Raw genomic sequence first — 15,264 nt, forward strand, 5'->3', positions numbered from 1 at the left:
ATTTTTCGCTACTATATTGTGTTCTCAACATAAACGGCCGGACGTCAGGTCGGCGACATCGGCGCGCGTTTGCACAGCCGTTTATAAACCGACCAACCCATTGAGCGAAGATTTAATCACTCCCTGTTTTCGCCTGTCAGAATAGATCGACGCGTACGTCCACGCCGACGGTGCGGCCTTCATTCACCTGCGCAAAGCCTGTGCCGCTGCTGGCGTAGGCGTAGGTGCGATAACGGCGATCGAAGAGGTTATCGACATACATGGCGATGTTCAGCCGATCGGTGGCCTGCCAACCCAGCCGCAAATCCGTGGTGGCGTAGGCGCCTTGACGCAGAAGATTATCGCCGTCGAAGTAATGCGGCCCGGTCAGCTTGACGGCGAGGCGTGGCATCAGCGCGCCGTATTGGGTATCGATAATGCCGTTGATGCTGGTTCCGGCGCCGTAACGCGGTACGAACGGCACTTTCTTATCCTGATAGAGTTCGCTATCGCCGGTGAATTCGGAGCGAATCAAGTTGCCGTCGATATCCCATGACCATCCCGGAATAAACCGCCATTTGGCGCTCAGTTCGATGCCGCCGGCATCGGCGCTGCCGGCGTTGTCGATCGTCTGCATACCTATAGCGCCGGAATAGAGTTGCATATTCCGGGTACGCGTATAAAACACCGCGCCTTGTAGCTGAAGGTCGCCCGTTTCATAGCGGGATCCGAGCTCATAGTTGATGGATTTTTCCGCCGCATAGGGCTGCGCCGCCAGCTTGGCCGTTGGAATGATATTGAAGCCTGTCGGCTTATAGCCCTGCGCGATGCGGGTATAGACGCGCCAGCCGTCGGCCAGCAGATAACCGGCGGAGATCTGCCCCAGTACCCGGTCGTCATCTGCGTCATTGCCGTCGCCGAAGGCGGAACCCATCACCACGCCGTGGTATCGGGTGCTGGATTTGTCGTGGGAAACGCGCAGTCCGCCGCCCAGATCGACGCGCTCGGTCATATGCCAGGTCAAATCGCCGTACGCCGCCAGCGTTTCGGATGCCGTGTAGGAATGGGTCCGCATATAGTTCGTGGTCGGCATGTCGTATGCCAGGTCGATTTTCTGCCGGGTATTCTGGCGGTAGAGACCGAACACCATGTCTACGGCGCGTTCGTCGCCTTGCGTAGCGGCCCTGAGTTCCTGCACATCTTGATTCCAGCGCTCCGGCATATTGGCGATGAGCGTGCCGTTGGGAAACGTCCGGTCATAGTTTTGCTGTTGCCAGGCGCCAACCAGGCTGAATAGCCAGTTATCGGCGGCGTATTTGCCGCTCAGCGCCTGACTGTGGGTACAGCGGCGCAAATAAGGGTCGGGCATGCCGTCGGCGATATTCAACGTACGTCCTTTCACGTCGTTGAACGACAGGTAGCTATCCTGCGTGGCGCGCGTACAGTCTTCCGTCACTGAGACGCCCGCTTCCCACGGCTGGCCGTCCGGGGCGAGCCGCAGACGAACGTTGCCTGCGCGGGTGCGCGCGCCGCCTAAATCGTCGCTGCCGGTTGACGGATTAATGAGCGCGCCGTTGTCCGCCTGCCGCAGCAGCGTAACGCCGCCGTACAACAAGCCGTCCTGAATCGGGCCGCTGAGATTGATCTTGCCGCGGTAGCTATCCCGGCTGCCGATGCCGCCTTCGATATAGCCGCGAGGCGTACTATCGGGTTGCTGGGTGACGATATTGACGATCCCGCCTTGCGCGCTTTTGCCGTACAACGTACCCTGCGGGCCGCGCAGCATTTCAACATTCTGCACATCGGTCAACGCCTGTATGGTATTGGTGGCGAGTTGCGGAATGCCGTCCACGTACAGCGTTACCGCCGGGTTATAAAAGTCCTGCGCCGAGGATACGCCGCGCAAGGTAATAATAGGAAACAACAGCGTGCCGCTGTTTTCCACGTTCAGGCCGGGCAGCACTCGACCGAGTTTCCTGGTGCCGGTGACGTTGGCGTCTTTTAATTCCGCGGCCGTCGCCGCCGTGGAAGAGACATTCCGCGCCGAAGCGGAATAGGGCGACTGCTTGCTGGCGGCGACGACCAGAATATCGTCGCCATCGGACGCCGTTTGCGCCAGCGCCCAGGGGGCGATCAACAATCCGCCGAGAGCAAGTGGATAGAGTCGTTTGATTTGCATGGTATATCCCTGAAAGCGCGAGAAATAAGAAAAGCCCGCGGAAAACGGGGCTTAAGCCGGGCTTTAAATGATAATTATTTGCAAGTGAGCCGCTACCCGAAACGGGTTTATTTCAACCCGCTTCGGTTTCCATCAGGGTATGACGCGCTTAAAAACGGCGTTTAAAGGCGGAAGGGTTGACGCCGAATTGTTTTTGAAAGGCGGCGGTGAAATGGCTGGCGTTGGTGTAGCCCAGATCGGCCGCCACGATCATTACCGGTATATCGCCGGCAGACAGGCGACGTTTGGCCTCCTGCATGCGTTCGGCCTGGAAGAGGCCGTAAACGCTGTTGTTGAACAGTAATCGAAAACCCCGCTTGATTTTTAAGAGGCTAAGTCCGGTTTCGCGCGCCAGTTCGGCGATGGTCGGCGCCTGGGCTAAGTCGGCGAGCAACAGATCTTTCGCCCGCATCAGTTTCTGGCGGTCGCAATGGCTCAATCGGCAGTCATTTCGCCCTTTTTCGCGATGTGCATCCAGGATCAAACTGAGCAACACCATGCTTTGCCCCAGCAGCCAGAGCGGGGCGCGCGCGTTGTCGCCGGCGGGCGAGGATCGCATTCGGTTCAGCGCTTCCGCCAACATGTGCGCTGTGGCCTGCATTTCCGCATTGCAAGCACGCCGCTGGCAACAACGCTGAGTATCGATTTGCCGCCGCAAAGCGCGATCCATCTCCGGCACCCAATTCGCCAGTACATCGGGTTGAAAGGAAATACTGACGCTTTCGAATTTATCCATGTACGAAGATATTCCATGGCAATCAGGAAGATGACTGATGCAATTACTGCCCTGTCGCAGCAGATATTCGCTTTCCGCGCGAGCGTCGCTCAGTAAATAGCGTGATGTTCCCTTAAGTACGCAGGAGAAGTCGATTCTGCCCAAATCGTCGTGCAGCCTCATGGAGAGCGGACGTGAAAAATTCACCCGCCAGAGCAAGATGTCGATGCCTTCATGGAGCGGGTAGCGCAATAGATCGTATTCCGCTGCCGTGGTGAACTGCGGCTCTGGCGGCCCGGCCAATAGGTTGCGTACCGATATTTCCGGCGCGACAGGGAGGTTTATCGAATTGTGCATGACGTTATTTCCTTTAGCGCGCACCAATGCGGGCAGAAAGCAAACCAAATTGGGTAGAGATGATGTTGAGAATAATTATTATTAACACCCATCCATGTCAGCGTCGAGTTTATTTCCGGCATGCCGCCGCGTCGCAAACCGGCGTGCGCCAGGAATGGCTCAGCGTGAAGAAGAAATAAGGAGCCGGTAATATGCGTGTCGGACAACGTCACGATCTCAAAGAAAATAGGTTAACGACTGGCGGCGTCGTGTTTGCCATCGTCGGCATTTACGTCACGCAAACGCTGGTTTCGACGCTGGCGATGCAATCCATTCCCGCATTGGTGCGTTCAACTGGCGGTTCCCTCACGTTAATCGGCGCCTCTACGCTGTTTATGTTGCCGTGGGCGCTAAAGTTTATCTGGGCGCCGTTAATCGAGCGCCGGCGTTTGCCGATCGGGCTTGCGCGACGCCGTTCCCGTTCGCTTATTCTCGGCGGACAAACCGCGCTGGTATTACTGTTGCTGCTTGCCGCGTTGTCTGGTTATTTGAATCGTTCGCATCCTTTTCAGACGACGGAGATTATCTGGCTCTTTGCGCTGTTTATGATGGCCGGGCTGGTGGCGGCGACCATTGATATCGCCTGTGACGGTTTCTGCGTGGATCAACTGGCCGGCAGCGGATATGGTTGGGGAAATGTGGCGCAGGTCGGCGGCAGTTACGTGGGAATGATGCTGGGCGGCGGCGTGTTCTTGCTGCTGACCGGGCGTTACGGCTGGCCGGCGGCCGCGATGCTGCTGGCGCTGATGATCCTGGCGTTGACCGCGCCGCTTTGGCGTGTGCGCGAACCGGATCGTCCCGATAACGCTTGCCATCGTCCCAGCTTGCGTTATGCCCTGACGCGCGACGCCACCCGCTTCGGCCTGCTGCTGATCGTATGCCTCAATGCCGGATTGCGCGTGGTGATGCCGCTGTCCGCGCCGTTGCTGCTCGATCACGGCCTGAGTATGACTTCTCTGGGCTGGCTGCTGGGAGGCGGCAGTATCGCCGCTGGGGCGGCGGGAACGCTGGGCGGCGGCCTCTTGATTCACTACTGGGGGCTGTGGCGGGCGCTGTGGATCGCTTATACGTTGCAAGGCGTGATGCTGTCGCTTGTCGCGCTTAGCTTATGGCTCGCGCCGTCTGATATAACGCTGGGTCTGTTAATGGGGTTGACGGTGGCGCAGTTTATGGTCACCGCATGCGCGCTGGTTTGCGTTTATTCCGTGTTGATGCGTTTATCTTCCTCTTTGCAGGCCGGCGTGGATTTCACGTTGTTTCAGTGTGCGGATGCCGGTATCGCCATCCTGGCGGGGAGCGTCGGCGGCATGATAGCTCAGCAGTTTGGCTATGCCGCCTGTTTTCTCGCTGCGGCCTGTCTGACCGTTTTAATGACGCTTGCCGTCGCGATGCGACGCCGAGACTTTCCGGCGGGTATATAATGGTTTCTCATTATAATAACCTTGGGGGTGCCGGTCAGGCGCCTCTTTTCATCAACTGAGAGGGAGTTCTTGTGGCCGTACCGCAAACCAAAACTGAATTGCTTTCTGAAATTGATAAAACTTTCAATAAATTAATCGGCTATCTCGATATTATTCCGCCGGCGCTCGCGGAGGGTAAGTCAATGCCGGGACACGCTAAAGACACCATAATGAGCGTCGGCGATCTCGTTTCCTATTTACTGGGCTGGAATAAACTGGTTGTAAAGTGGATTACGCGAGACGAAAGCGGCCAACCGGTAGACTTCCCCGAAACAGGCTACAAGTGGAATCAGCTCGGTCTGCTGGCGCAAAAGTTTTATGCGGACTTCGAAAAATCAGATTACGCGCAGCGCATCGAAGCCCTGAAAGCGGAAAAAAACCGCATCGTCGAACTTATCGCGGCGCGTAGCGATGAAGAGCTGTATGGAAAATCATGGTACGGCAAGTGGACCATGGGCCGAATGATTTCATTTAATACCTCGTCGCCTTACGCCAATGCCTGCGGCAGATTAAGGAAGTGGGCGAAAGAGCGTCAGTTCAAATTAAAGTGATGCTTCCCTGAACATCCGCTTGCGCCTTGATTGCGGACGTCGACCTCCGCACTACGAGGAACCTCGGCCCGCTCAGCGTCTTAAGATTCTGTTAAGAAAAATTCTCCAGAATAAATCGCCGACGGATGGCGGCGATCGGCGGCCAATTAAGTCAAAAAATTGAAAGATGTCGGGTATATAACGTGTAAAGGCTGTAGAGCGGCTAAGCTTAAAGACAGACCTGAATCGGCAATTATGCCCGGCAAGCCACACGGTTGTTATCGGCACAAAGGTTACTGCCTGTAAATTGGCGCTATTTTCCGGAGGACGCTATGTCACCCTGTGTTTGTCTAGAAATTGATCGGCGATACCGAGGTTTTGTGCTCTCGCACCTTTTCCCGCGGCTGCGATACCGTCGGCCGTTCGGCGCCAAACTGAGTGGGAATAGCCTTGCATGACAGTGATAAACGTTACGCTTGTCGCAATTTGCTCCATTCTGACGGCCATTCAGTTTATCTCCCTCTGTCTGGCGCTGTGGCGATTGCGGCGTCCGGTGAAAACATCCGTCCGCGCCTATCCGTTTATTACGCTGGCCCGTCCGCTGTGCGGACAGGATCGGTTTGAAGAAGAGACGCTGCGCTCTTGTTTTCTGCAAGATTACCCCGATTACGAAATCCTCTTTTGCGTGGCTTCCCGGCAAGACCCGGTGATCCCGCTGGTGGAAAAACTGATCGGCGAATACCCCGAACGGTCGGCGCGATTGCTCATCGGCGATGACAAAGTGAGCGGCAATCCGAAGATTAACAATCTGTACAAGGCCTGGCAGGCCAGCAGCGCCAGTTGGGTGGCGATGTCGGACAGCAATCTGTTGCTGCCCGCCGATTATCTGCGTTCGCTGATTTCCTCCGCCGACGACCGAACCGGGCTCGTCAGCTCGCCCGCGGTCGGGATCCGGCCGGAAAACCTGTGGGGGGCGGTCGAGGCGGCCATGCTGAATACGCATCAGGCGCGCTGGCAGTTCCTGGCCGACATCGCCGGACAGGGCTTCGCTCAGGGCAAGACGTTATTCTGGCGGCGCGATGTGCTGGAAAAAGGCGGCGGTTTGATCGCGCTGGGGAACGAACTGGCCGAGGATGTGGCATCAACCAAACTGGTGCGCGGCGCGGGGCTGAAGGTTCGCCTGCCGCCCCGGCCTTATCCTCAACCGATTGGCCGGCGCAGCTTCGCCGCGGTTTGGGACCGGCAGTTGCGCTGGGCGCGTATCCGGCGTTTCGGCTTTTTGGCGTTATTTATTCCGGAGATAGTGCTGGGCTCGCTGCCGGCGTTAGGCTGCGCCCTCTGGCTGGCCGCCGCGGGGATAATATCCTGGATTTGGCCGCCTGTTCTGCTAGTGTTGTGGTACGGCGCGGAGTGGGGCATGGCGCGTTTGCTGGGCTGGCCGCATCGGCCGCGCGATGTGCTGGCGATGTTGATTCGCGATATCCTGTTGCCCGCGCTGTGGTTAGGGTGCTGGTTCGGGCGCAGTATCGTCTGGCGAGGCAACGTGGTAAGCAGCGGGCAATCGTGAGTGGAGCAGCAGCCGCGTGATAAGTAAAGAGACGGTAATCTGATGTTTGAGTTGCAAACTATCGAAGGGTTGATAGCCCAACACGGCCTGCTGTTGCTGACGCCGCTGGCCGTGCTGGAGGGGCCGATCGTCACGGTGATCGCCGCTTATCTGGCGCGTCTTGACTATTTTAATCTGACGGCGGTCTGCATCGTCGTCATCCTGGCCGATCTGGTGGGCGATCTCGGGTTTTATGCGCTGGGACGCTGGGCCATCAAGGCGGATGGCGTCCCGCCGCGCTGGTTAAGCCGCTTCGGACTTAGTCAGGCCAGATTGCAGAAAATGGGCAGCAATTTTGAAACCCGGGGCGGGAAAATACTGGCGTTCGGCAAGCTCACCCATTCCGCCGGCGCCGCCGTCCTGCTGGCGGCCGGGATGGCCCGCATGCGCCTGCGCCCGTTCCTGTTTTACAACACGCTGGCCACCATTCCGAAAAGCCTTTTCTTTGTCGCCATCGGCTACGCTTTCGGCCATTTCGCCGCGCAGGTGGACGACTGGATCGCCGTGACCTCGTTAGTCTTGCTGGTGTTGCTGCTTGCCGGAGGGATGGTGTGGCTGAAGCGGAGCAAATAGCGGCGACGTTCAGTTGCATCATCCCCGCCTATAACGAGGCCCGGCGTATCGGCGCCGTGCTTGATGCGGTCGCCGGGCATCCGTTGCTGGCCGAAATTATCGTCGTCGACGATCACTCCGGCGACGATACCGCCGGCGTGGCGCAGCGTGACGGCGTGCAAGTCATCCGGCTGCCGCATAATCAGGGCAAAAGCCGCGCCGTCGCCGAAGGCGTGGCCGCCGCCGCCGGCAGCCATTTGCTGTTGCTCGACGCCGACCTTGTCGGGCTGACGGCTCACGATATCACCGCGCTGATACAACCGGTTAAATTGGGGCAGGCCGACGCCACCCTCAGTTTACGCGGCAACAGTCCGCTGGTCTGGCGGGCGATCGGCCTGGATTACATTTCCGGCGAGCGCGTTTTCGCCCGTGCGCTGGTCGAGACCCGTTTACAGGCATTACGGGATTTGCCGCATTTCGGGCTTGAGGTCTGGCTCAATACTCTTTGGATCGACGAGGATATCCGGCTGAAGGTGGTGAGGTGGCCCCGCGTCAGCAGTCCCTATAAAGCGACGAAAATGGGATGGCTGCGCGGCCTGCGCGCCGATGTGTCAATGATGCGCGATATTTTTCGCACCATCAGCCTATGTCAGGCGCTGCGCCAAATTTATGCGCTTTGGCGTCGGCGCCGCTAAAGCAGCGTGACGAGAAAGAAACCGACGGCGGTCATCAGCAGCGAGCCCAGAACATGCACTAAAACCGAGGTCACGGCCCACGCATAGTTGCCGGATTGCAGCAGGGAAAATAGCTCGGCGGAGAAGGTGGAAAAGGTGGTCATTCCGCCGCACAGTCCCGTGGTGATCAGCAGTTTCCAGGCGGGATCGAGTTGCGGTTGCCGCAGGAAATAGGCCAGCGCGGCGCCGATGATCAAACCGCCCAGCAGATTGACGATCAGCGTCCCGGGCGGCAGGTTCGGAAACAGGCTGTTTAAGCGAACGGACAGTAGCCAGCGGATAACGCACCCTGCGGAGCCGCCGATAATCACGGCGAAAAGCGATTTTACCATGTTCCCCTCATACCATTTTCACCTTAACGCTTTTGCGCTTCTTGCCGGTTTCTCCATTAGCGAAACATCCATCCGGCCGGAAAAGCGGTTTCAGGGGTGTACGATATGGGCGTGGAACCAGCGACGAAGGGGTATTTTATGTCACCCATGCCGCGCAGGGAAGCCCGGCGGAATTTAGCCCGGCGCGAAAGCCGCGCCAGGCGACGCGCCGCGTTATTCGAACGTCTCGCCGTACAGGCCGATCAGCCGACGCACCACGCCGTTGGTCCAGCCGAAGCCATCCTGAAGCGGGTATTCGCCCCCGCGGCCTTCGAGCGGCGTGCCGTCGGCGATATGATATTTTTCAATCAGCTTGTGGTGCTGCCGGTAAAAGATATTCACCGTTTTTAGCCAGTTACGGGCGATTTCATCGCCCAGCGCGTCATGGCCGTACATTTTAAAACCTTGAATGGCCATCCATTGCAGCGGCGCCCAGCCGTTGGGTTTATCCCACTGTTCATTGGTTTCGTACTCGGTGGTCATCAGCCCGCCCGGCGTGAGCAGCCGCGCGCGCACCGTCTCCGCCAGCCTGGCGGCCTGTTCATGGGTGGCGAGCCCCACATAAAGCGGCACGATGCTGGCGGCGGAAAAGAGCGCCATCTGCTGGCGATGCCAGTCGTAATCGCGAAAACCGCCGGCTTCTTCATCCCACAGGTAGCGGGTCACGGCCGCGCGCCGCGCTTCCGCTTTCCGGCGAAATAGCGCCTCCGTCTCTTTGTCTCCTTGCAGAACGGAGATATTGGCGATGACGCTCTCCAGCTTGTAAAGAAACGCGTTGAGATCCACCGGGATAAACTGGGTGGTGCGAATACTGGCGAGACGATGCGCATCACGCAGCCAGCGCGAGGAGTAGTCCCACCCGGAGGCGGCGCCTGCCCGCAGATCCCGGTAAACCTCATTCGCCGGACGGCCGGAATGTCGCGCGGTTTCCACATCCTCCAGCCAGGATTCGTCGCGCGGGGTGTCTCTGTCGTCCCAATAGCGGTTCAGCAGCGTGCCGTCCGGCATCCGCACTACGTGGCGATAGGCCTGATTCAGCGCCAGCGATTCGGCGCCGTCCATCCAGAAAGCGTACTCCTGCAACAGGTGCGTCAGATAACGGCGAGCGCCGCGCACGCCGTCTTCTTCGAACAGTTCCACCATCAGCGCGAATACCGGCGGTTGCGAGCGGCTGAGATAATAAGTGCGGTTGCCGTTGGGGATGTGTCCGTAGGTTTCAATCATCCAGGCGAAATTATCCGCCATACAACGCAGCAGATCGTTGCGTCCGCTCTCCGCCAACCCCAGCATGGTGAAATAGGAGTCCCAGTAGTAGGTCTCGCCGAAGCGTCCGCCCGGCACGATATAGGCCTGCGGCAGCGGCAACAACGACGACCAGGGAATGTGGTCCTGCGGTTCGCGCGTCAACACGCTCCACAGATTATCGATATGCTCTTTGAGAGAGTGCCGCGGATCGGAGATGTAGTCGTTGCCCTGGCTTTCCGGCAGCCAGAAATGCGCCTTGATGAACTGCTTCAGGTCGAAGGCGGGGTGCTTTCTCACCCGGCGATAGCGGATGAGAATATCCAGCGGATCGATTTTGGGCGCGCAGTCGGGAAAGGTTTTGCTGTCCGCGAAAATACGCGAAGACTGAACGTGTGCGAACAACTCCAGATAACGATCGGCGGGCGTTAACGCATCGGAAGGCGGCAAGCCTTCGATCATTTCCGGTTCCGGCTCCGCCTCGAGCATTTTATCCAGTATTAATTCAAAAGGTTCGATTTCTGAGATGCGATTTTCGTCGCTGCCGGATTCCACGGGTTCGGCAGCCTGTGATTTCGAGTTGAACATGTGCGACAAACCTCAGCATAGATTATCTATGACGCCGGCTGACACCAGGTCGTCGTTATAACGTCGTCTCATTGGCGATAGCGTCGGACCCGGCGCTATGCGGCGCGATGGCGCGCAGATCTTTCAGATAACTTTCGCACCAATTCGCGATATCGTTTTTGCGCAGCAGCGCCATCAGGTCGTTGTAACGGGAGATCCGCTCGGCGCGCGGCATGGTCAGCGCCTTATTCAGCGCCGCCGCGACGTCGTCGCGATCGTACGGGTTGACGATGAACGCGGCGGTCATCTCATTGGCCGCGCCGGCAAAGCGCGACAGCACCAGCACGCCGGGATCGTCCGGGTCCTGCGCTGCCACATACTCTTTCGCCACCAGGTTCATGCCGTCGCGCAGCGGCGTGACCAGCCCGACATCCGCCAGACGAAATATTTTCATCAGCAGCCGGCGATCGAAATGCTGGTTGAGGTAATAGAGCGGCGTGCTGTTCAGCGAGCCGTATTTGCCGTTGATTCTGCCGACCTCCATCTCCAACTGATGGCGGAGATCCTGATAGGCCGGCACATCCCCGCGCGAGGTCGGGGCGATTTGCGAATAGCGAACCTTGCCGCGATGCTGCGGGTAGTGCTCCAGCAAGGCTTCATACGCCAGGAAACGTTCCGGCAGGCCTTTGGTGTAATCCAGCCGTTCGCAGGAAATGATGTTTTGCGCATCGCCCAGCTCGTTTTTCATCACGGCGATTTTAGGCGGCAGCGGGCCGGCCGCCATTTCCTGAATGCTGTCCGGCGCGATGCCTATCGGATAGACTTCCGTCATAAACGTATGGTCGAAAGCGCGATGGGTCTTTGCCCCGATCGGCTGCAATGCCGTCAACTGGCCGAGGTTGTCGAGGAACGCCATCCGGTCGTTTTCCGTTTGGAATCCGAGCAGATCGTATGCGCACAACATTTTCAGCAGATCCTGATGGGTGGGCAGCGCATTGAAAATTTCCGGGGTAGGAAAAGGGATATGCAGGAAGAAGCCGATGCGGTTATTCACGCCGAGTTTGCGCAGCGCGGCGGCGAACGGCAGTAAATGATAGTCATGGATCCACAGAGTATCGTCTGGCTTAATCAACGGCTGTAGCCGCTTCGCCAGCAGCGCATTGACCCGACAGTAACCCTCCCAGGCTTCACGCTGAAATTGCACCAGATCGATACGATAATGGAATGCCGGCCAGATGACGGCGTTGGAAAACTGACAGTAATAAAGATCGTAATCGTTTTGATTAAGCGGAACCGAGGCATAAGTGATGCCGTCCATTTCCTGCAAATTCAGATCATCCTCATCTTCGCCGGATATTTCACTTATTTCTCCATTCCAGCCAAACCACAATCCCCCGGTGGTTTTCAGCGCATCCAGAATGCCTACGGCCAACCCGCCGGCGCTGGACTTCGATTTATCGGGATTAGCGATACGGTTAGATACGACAATCAGACGACTCATCACCTTAACTCCTTACCGACGTTATCTTGCTGTCGTTGTAATAGGATCTGTTCAAGCCAGCGGTGAACGTCCGCTACCTGTGCGAGACGGTAGCGGGCATGGCCTGAACCGTCTCCGACCTTGACGGAAATGCCCTGCATGGCGTTTACCGCCTGAAATCCTTGCTCATCCGTCAGGTCGTCGCCGACAAAAACCGGCATGCGGCCGCTGAAGGGCGCTTCCCGCATAAAAGCGTGAATCGCCGCGCCTTTATCCGCGCCGCGCGGTTTTATCTCCACCACGCATTTGCCGGGTTGCAGCGTAAGTAGAGGAAAGCGCGCCACGGCGGATTCCGCCAGCGCTAATATCCGTTGCCGATACGGCATCGCCTGGCGATAGTGCAGGGCGAAAGCCATGCCTTTGGCTTCCAGCAAGGCGCCCGGCATCGCGCGCATTCCATGCTCCAGCATGTGTCGCAGGGGAACCGCCACGTCCAGCGGCAGCGCGACGCGGTGCAGGTTGCCCGCGCCGTCGCGTCGTTCGGCGCCATGTACGCCGGCCAGCGGCAGTTTGAGCGGCGCGGTCAGTTTGTCGAGCTGTTCGATGGGGCGGCCCGATACCAGCGCCAGCGCGCCGCGGCAGACTGCGGAGAGCGCCTGCAAATCGGCGCGAACCGAGGAAAGAAGTGTAACGGCGTCCGGCTGCGGCCGGATTTCCGCCAGCGTGCCGTCGACATCGAAAAAGAAAGCGCAGCGTCTGCCGTCGGGAACGGGCAGAGGGCGTGCGTGCGGCGTCGTGTTGTCCGTTGCAATGGTGGTCAAACGCGTTCTCCTGTCTGCTTAGTGTTCTCACTGCACGGGCGCGCAAACCGCATGATCTGCGTGAGCTGTCGTCACGCCGCCGCGGTGGGCGCGTCACCCGTAAAGTTCATGAATCGCAATCGCGCGAGGAGTGTCTGATGCCACGGTAGAGGAGGAAATTCGCCGCATAACAAAACAGGCGGCGAATGAGCGGGGTAACACCGTTTTTGTTAACTAAAATCGTTGATAATTCGCTCTGCAAACGAGCATGTATAACCCAATAACCTCAACCTGACTGTGAACACCATTGCAATTTAGTGTAGACGCTGCTGGGTATTTTTCCAGACTATCGTATTGCGCATGCGATTCATCAGCCGGGGAGAAGCGCCTTGGCGACAATGCCGGCGGGCCGGCCGCGCCGTAGTGTGAAGGGCGTCTTAGCCTTGGCAGGGCAACTGTGGCATACTTGGTCAGGAAACCATACTGTTTAGTTATTAACATTCCATTTTTCTGCGCTACAGGAATTTTGGCAACCCCGAAGAGGCGGCATGAGAACATTAACAGAAGAACGGCGACAGGCCATCATTACCGCGGCCTCGCAGCTTTTCCAGGAAATAGGGTATGAGCGCGCGTCAATGAACGAAGTGGCGAAGCGGGTCGGCGGCTCCAAGGCGACGCTTTACAACTATTTCAGCTCGAAAGAAGAATTATTTGAAACAGTGGTGCGTACTTACAGCGCCAGCTTTCTGGCGGACGCCGCCGCCGAACTGACCAAACCGGGCAGTGAAGATCTTTCCATCGAACAAAAACTCACCCGATTCGGCGAGCGCATGCTCCAGGTTCTGACCGGCGATAATCAGGCGCTGCAAATTTACCGCGTGGTGGTGGGCGAGGCCGGCCATTCGGACATCGGGATCCTGTTTCGCGAATCCGGCATTCGGCAAAGTATGGAACAGCTGGCCCAGACGATGGCCGAGGCGGTGCAAAAAGGAGAGTTGATTGACGGCGATCCGATGCTGCTGGCCATGCAGTTTACCGCGCTGGTTAAAGCCGAAACCGATGCGCTGCTCTATCAGCGCGAGCTGCCGCGTTTCACGCGCGCGAAAATCAAGCAGATGGTCAACAATGGCGTCCAACTGTTTCTCAGCGGCGCGTTGGCGCGCAAAGACGCGAAAAAATAATCATCGGCATGCTGCGATCGCCGGCATCATGACCGGTGAATTCGCCCCACACGCCTTTCCAGCGACGCCCTCTCAATAAAACGCCTCGAACGCTATAACGCCTCGATCGCCGCTGCCGAATCTCACGGCGCATTGCTTCCGTGCCGAAGAAACCGCTGATTATTTGCCGGCCCTGTCGCATCAAGCCTGATTTATCTCTTTTACCTTCGACGACCGGGCGGATCGCGATGGGGAATCCCACTCGCGACGCCCCTTTGCCGATCGGTCGTTTAATCGTAATACCGCTATGCGTTGCAATTAAAACGGGGAAACGCGGCGCGCTATTTAATTCTTTATTTTGAAATAATGATAAATGATATTATTTTAATTATAACAATATGATTTTAAGTTAATTTTTTTAAACTTTCCTGCCGAAAATGTCTTGCCGATCTGATCATATTTTCTGCATAATGCGCGCCATAAAATTTCTCAATGGACATAAAAAGGAAACCGCATGGAGCGCAATTACGCCATACCCTCGTCTTTTTCTTCGTTAACCGCCACGCTCGCCCGTTATCAACTGTCCGTCTTTGGCTGCGCCGACCTGGACGTGGAGTCCTTTACCGCCACCGAGGGGCTGAGCCAGACCTACTGCTACCAGATAACCTTTACCAGCGGCCGCGATATCGCCCCCGGCGAGATGCTGTTGCAGGACGCCAGCTTTACCTTCAATCCGCCGGGCAGGCAGTTGGGCGGCATCACGCTGCCTGACGCCACGCCGCCGCGTGCGGTGCATGGGGTGGTGACGCAGTTTCAGCGGCTGTCGGCCTCGGCGGACGAAGTGCGTTACCGGCTGACGCTGGAGCCGCATCTGGCGCTGCTGGGCAATGCCGGCCGCCCGGCGATATACCAGCATCAGTCGGTGCCGGAGATAGTCGAGCAGATATTGCGCCAACAGCATCAGTTCGAAGGCTGGCAGTTCGAGTTCCGCCTGCGCAACCGCTACCCGCAACGCGAGCAGGTGATGCAGTGGCAGGAGAGCGACCGGGCGTTTATCGAGCGGCTGCTGGCGGAGGTGGGCATCTGGTATCGCTTCGAGATGGACGCGCGGCTGAAGCGGGAGGTGGTGGTGTTCGCCGACGACCAGCAGTTCTACCAGTTTGACGTGCGATTGCCGCTGCGCAGCCCGTCGGGGATGAACGACAACGGGGTGGAGTCGGTATGGGGGCTGAACTCGACGCACCAGGTGGTCAGCCAGTCGGTGCGGGTGAAGGATTACAACTACCGGCAGGCGGGAGAGGGCTTGCAGACCGAGGCGGACGTGACCGGCGGCGGGGAGGGCGCTTACGGTCAGGTGTACCGTTACGGCGACCACTACCTGACGCTGGACGGGGAAAGCGGCGAGGATTCGTCAGGCGAGACGGCGGAAGGGGGCAATTTCTACGCGCGGCTGC

The 15,264-nt window shown here is 58.0% G+C and carries 13 protein-coding genes; 7 read left to right on the forward strand and 6 right to left on the reverse strand.

The annotated features are described in order from the left end of the window. Positions 1–136: 136 nt before the first annotated feature. A complete protein-coding gene (locus tag ABRZ28_RS09325; RefSeq protein WP_330520107.1) occupies positions 137–2,158 on the reverse strand; it encodes a TonB-dependent siderophore receptor in 2,022 nt (673 codons plus the stop codon). A 148-nt stretch (positions 2,159–2,306) separates the two neighbouring features. Next, positions 2,307–3,269 carry a helix-turn-helix domain-containing protein gene (locus tag ABRZ28_RS09330; protein ID WP_330520108.1) on the reverse strand — a complete coding sequence of 321 codons (963 nt, stop codon included), beginning with the start codon at positions 3,267–3,269 and terminating at the stop codon, positions 2,307–2,309. 191 nt (positions 3,270–3,460) lie between these two features. On the opposite strand from ABRZ28_RS09330, the gene ABRZ28_RS09335 reads away from it, so the two are divergent. From ABRZ28_RS09335 to ABRZ28_RS09355, 5 genes are all read left to right on the forward strand, one after another. Continuing rightward, complete coding sequence (locus ABRZ28_RS09335; protein WP_330520109.1) at positions 3,461–4,729, forward strand: MFS transporter; 1,269 nt, start codon at positions 3,461–3,463, stop codon at positions 4,727–4,729. A gap of 71 nt (positions 4,730–4,800) precedes the next feature. Continuing rightward, positions 4,801–5,319 (forward strand): ClbS/DfsB family four-helix bundle protein, encoded by a 519-nt coding sequence (locus ABRZ28_RS09340; RefSeq protein WP_319602968.1) that lies wholly within the window; start codon positions 4,801–4,803, stop codon positions 5,317–5,319. A 433-nt stretch (positions 5,320–5,752) separates the two neighbouring features. Next, entirely contained in the window at positions 5,753–6,865 is a 1,113-nt protein-coding gene (locus ABRZ28_RS09345) for a ceramide glucosyltransferase (RefSeq protein ID WP_330520110.1), read from the forward strand. 42 nt (positions 6,866–6,907) lie between these two features. Beyond that, positions 6,908–7,477 carry a DedA family protein gene (locus tag ABRZ28_RS09350; protein WP_319602966.1) on the forward strand — a complete coding sequence of 190 codons (570 nt, stop codon included), beginning with the start codon at positions 6,908–6,910 and terminating at the stop codon, positions 7,475–7,477. Then, on the forward strand, positions 7,456–8,151 hold the full coding sequence (locus tag ABRZ28_RS09355; RefSeq protein WP_330520111.1) for a glycosyltransferase family 2 protein: 696 nt from the start codon (positions 7,456–7,458) through the stop codon (positions 8,149–8,151). The genes ABRZ28_RS09350 and ABRZ28_RS09355 overlap by 22 nt, the downstream gene beginning before the upstream one ends. On the opposite strand, the gene crcB is transcribed toward ABRZ28_RS09355, so the two are convergent. The 4 genes from crcB to otsB all read right to left on the reverse strand — a co-directional run bounded on the left by crcB (position 8,148) and on the right by otsB (position 12,671). Then, complete coding sequence (crcB, locus tag ABRZ28_RS09360; protein ID WP_319602964.1) at positions 8,148–8,522, reverse strand: fluoride efflux transporter CrcB; 375 nt, start codon at positions 8,520–8,522, stop codon at positions 8,148–8,150. The genes ABRZ28_RS09355 and crcB overlap by 4 nt on opposite strands. A gap of 213 nt (positions 8,523–8,735) precedes the next feature. After that, positions 8,736–10,391, reverse strand: coding sequence for an alpha,alpha-trehalase (locus ABRZ28_RS09365; protein ID WP_319602963.1), 1,656 nt, complete (start codon positions 10,389–10,391; stop codon positions 8,736–8,738). Positions 10,392–10,446: 55 nt separating this feature from the next. After that, positions 10,447–11,871, reverse strand: coding sequence for an alpha,alpha-trehalose-phosphate synthase (gene otsA / locus ABRZ28_RS09370; protein WP_330520112.1), 1,425 nt, complete (start codon positions 11,869–11,871; stop codon positions 10,447–10,449). Next, positions 11,871–12,671, reverse strand: coding sequence for a trehalose-phosphatase (otsB, locus tag ABRZ28_RS09375; protein WP_442878682.1), 801 nt, complete (start codon positions 12,669–12,671; stop codon positions 11,871–11,873). The genes otsA and otsB overlap by 1 nt, the downstream gene beginning before the upstream one ends. A gap of 527 nt (positions 12,672–13,198) precedes the next feature. On the opposite strand from otsB, the gene ABRZ28_RS09380 reads away from it, so the two are divergent. Further along, the gene (locus ABRZ28_RS09380) at positions 13,199–13,831 is read left to right on the forward strand and encodes a TetR/AcrR family transcriptional regulator (RefSeq protein WP_319602961.1); all 633 of its coding nucleotides are present in this window, start codon (positions 13,199–13,201) and stop codon (positions 13,829–13,831) included. Between the two features lie 493 nt (positions 13,832–14,324). After that, positions 14,325–15,264: type VI secretion system Vgr family protein (locus ABRZ28_RS09385; protein ID WP_330520113.1), on the forward strand; the 940-nt coding region annotated here is incomplete at its 3' end.

The sequence above is a fragment of the Brenneria sp. g21c3 genome, assembly GCF_040240345.1.
GTDB lineage: Bacteria > Pseudomonadota > Gammaproteobacteria > Enterobacterales > Enterobacteriaceae > Brenneria.

What these genes read in the sequence shown, in the direction of transcription:
- ABRZ28_RS09325 (WP_330520107.1), bottom strand. Translation starts at nt 2,158, where the DNA reads ATGCAAATCAAACGACTCTATCCACTTGCTCTCGGCGGATTGTTGATC.
- ABRZ28_RS09330 (WP_330520108.1), bottom strand. Translation starts at nt 3,269, where the DNA reads ATGCACAATTCGATAAACCTCCCTGTCGCGCCGGAAATATCGGTACGC.
- ABRZ28_RS09335 (WP_330520109.1), top strand. Translation starts at nt 3,461, where the DNA reads ATGCGTGTCGGACAACGTCACGATCTCAAAGAAAATAGGTTAACGACT.
- ABRZ28_RS09345 (WP_330520110.1), top strand. Translation starts at nt 5,753, where the DNA reads ATGACAGTGATAAACGTTACGCTTGTCGCAATTTGCTCCATTCTGACG.
- ABRZ28_RS09350 (WP_319602966.1), top strand. Translation starts at nt 6,908, where the DNA reads ATGTTTGAGTTGCAAACTATCGAAGGGTTGATAGCCCAACACGGCCTG.
- crcB (WP_319602964.1), bottom strand. Translation starts at nt 8,522, where the DNA reads ATGGTAAAATCGCTTTTCGCCGTGATTATCGGCGGCTCCGCAGGGTGC.
- ABRZ28_RS09365 (WP_319602963.1), bottom strand. Translation starts at nt 10,391, where the DNA reads ATGTTCAACTCGAAATCACAGGCTGCCGAACCCGTGGAATCCGGCAGC.
- otsA (WP_330520112.1), bottom strand. Translation starts at nt 11,871, where the DNA reads ATGAGTCGTCTGATTGTCGTATCTAACCGTATCGCTAATCCCGATAAA.
- ABRZ28_RS09380 (WP_319602961.1), top strand. Translation starts at nt 13,199, where the DNA reads ATGAGAACATTAACAGAAGAACGGCGACAGGCCATCATTACCGCGGCC.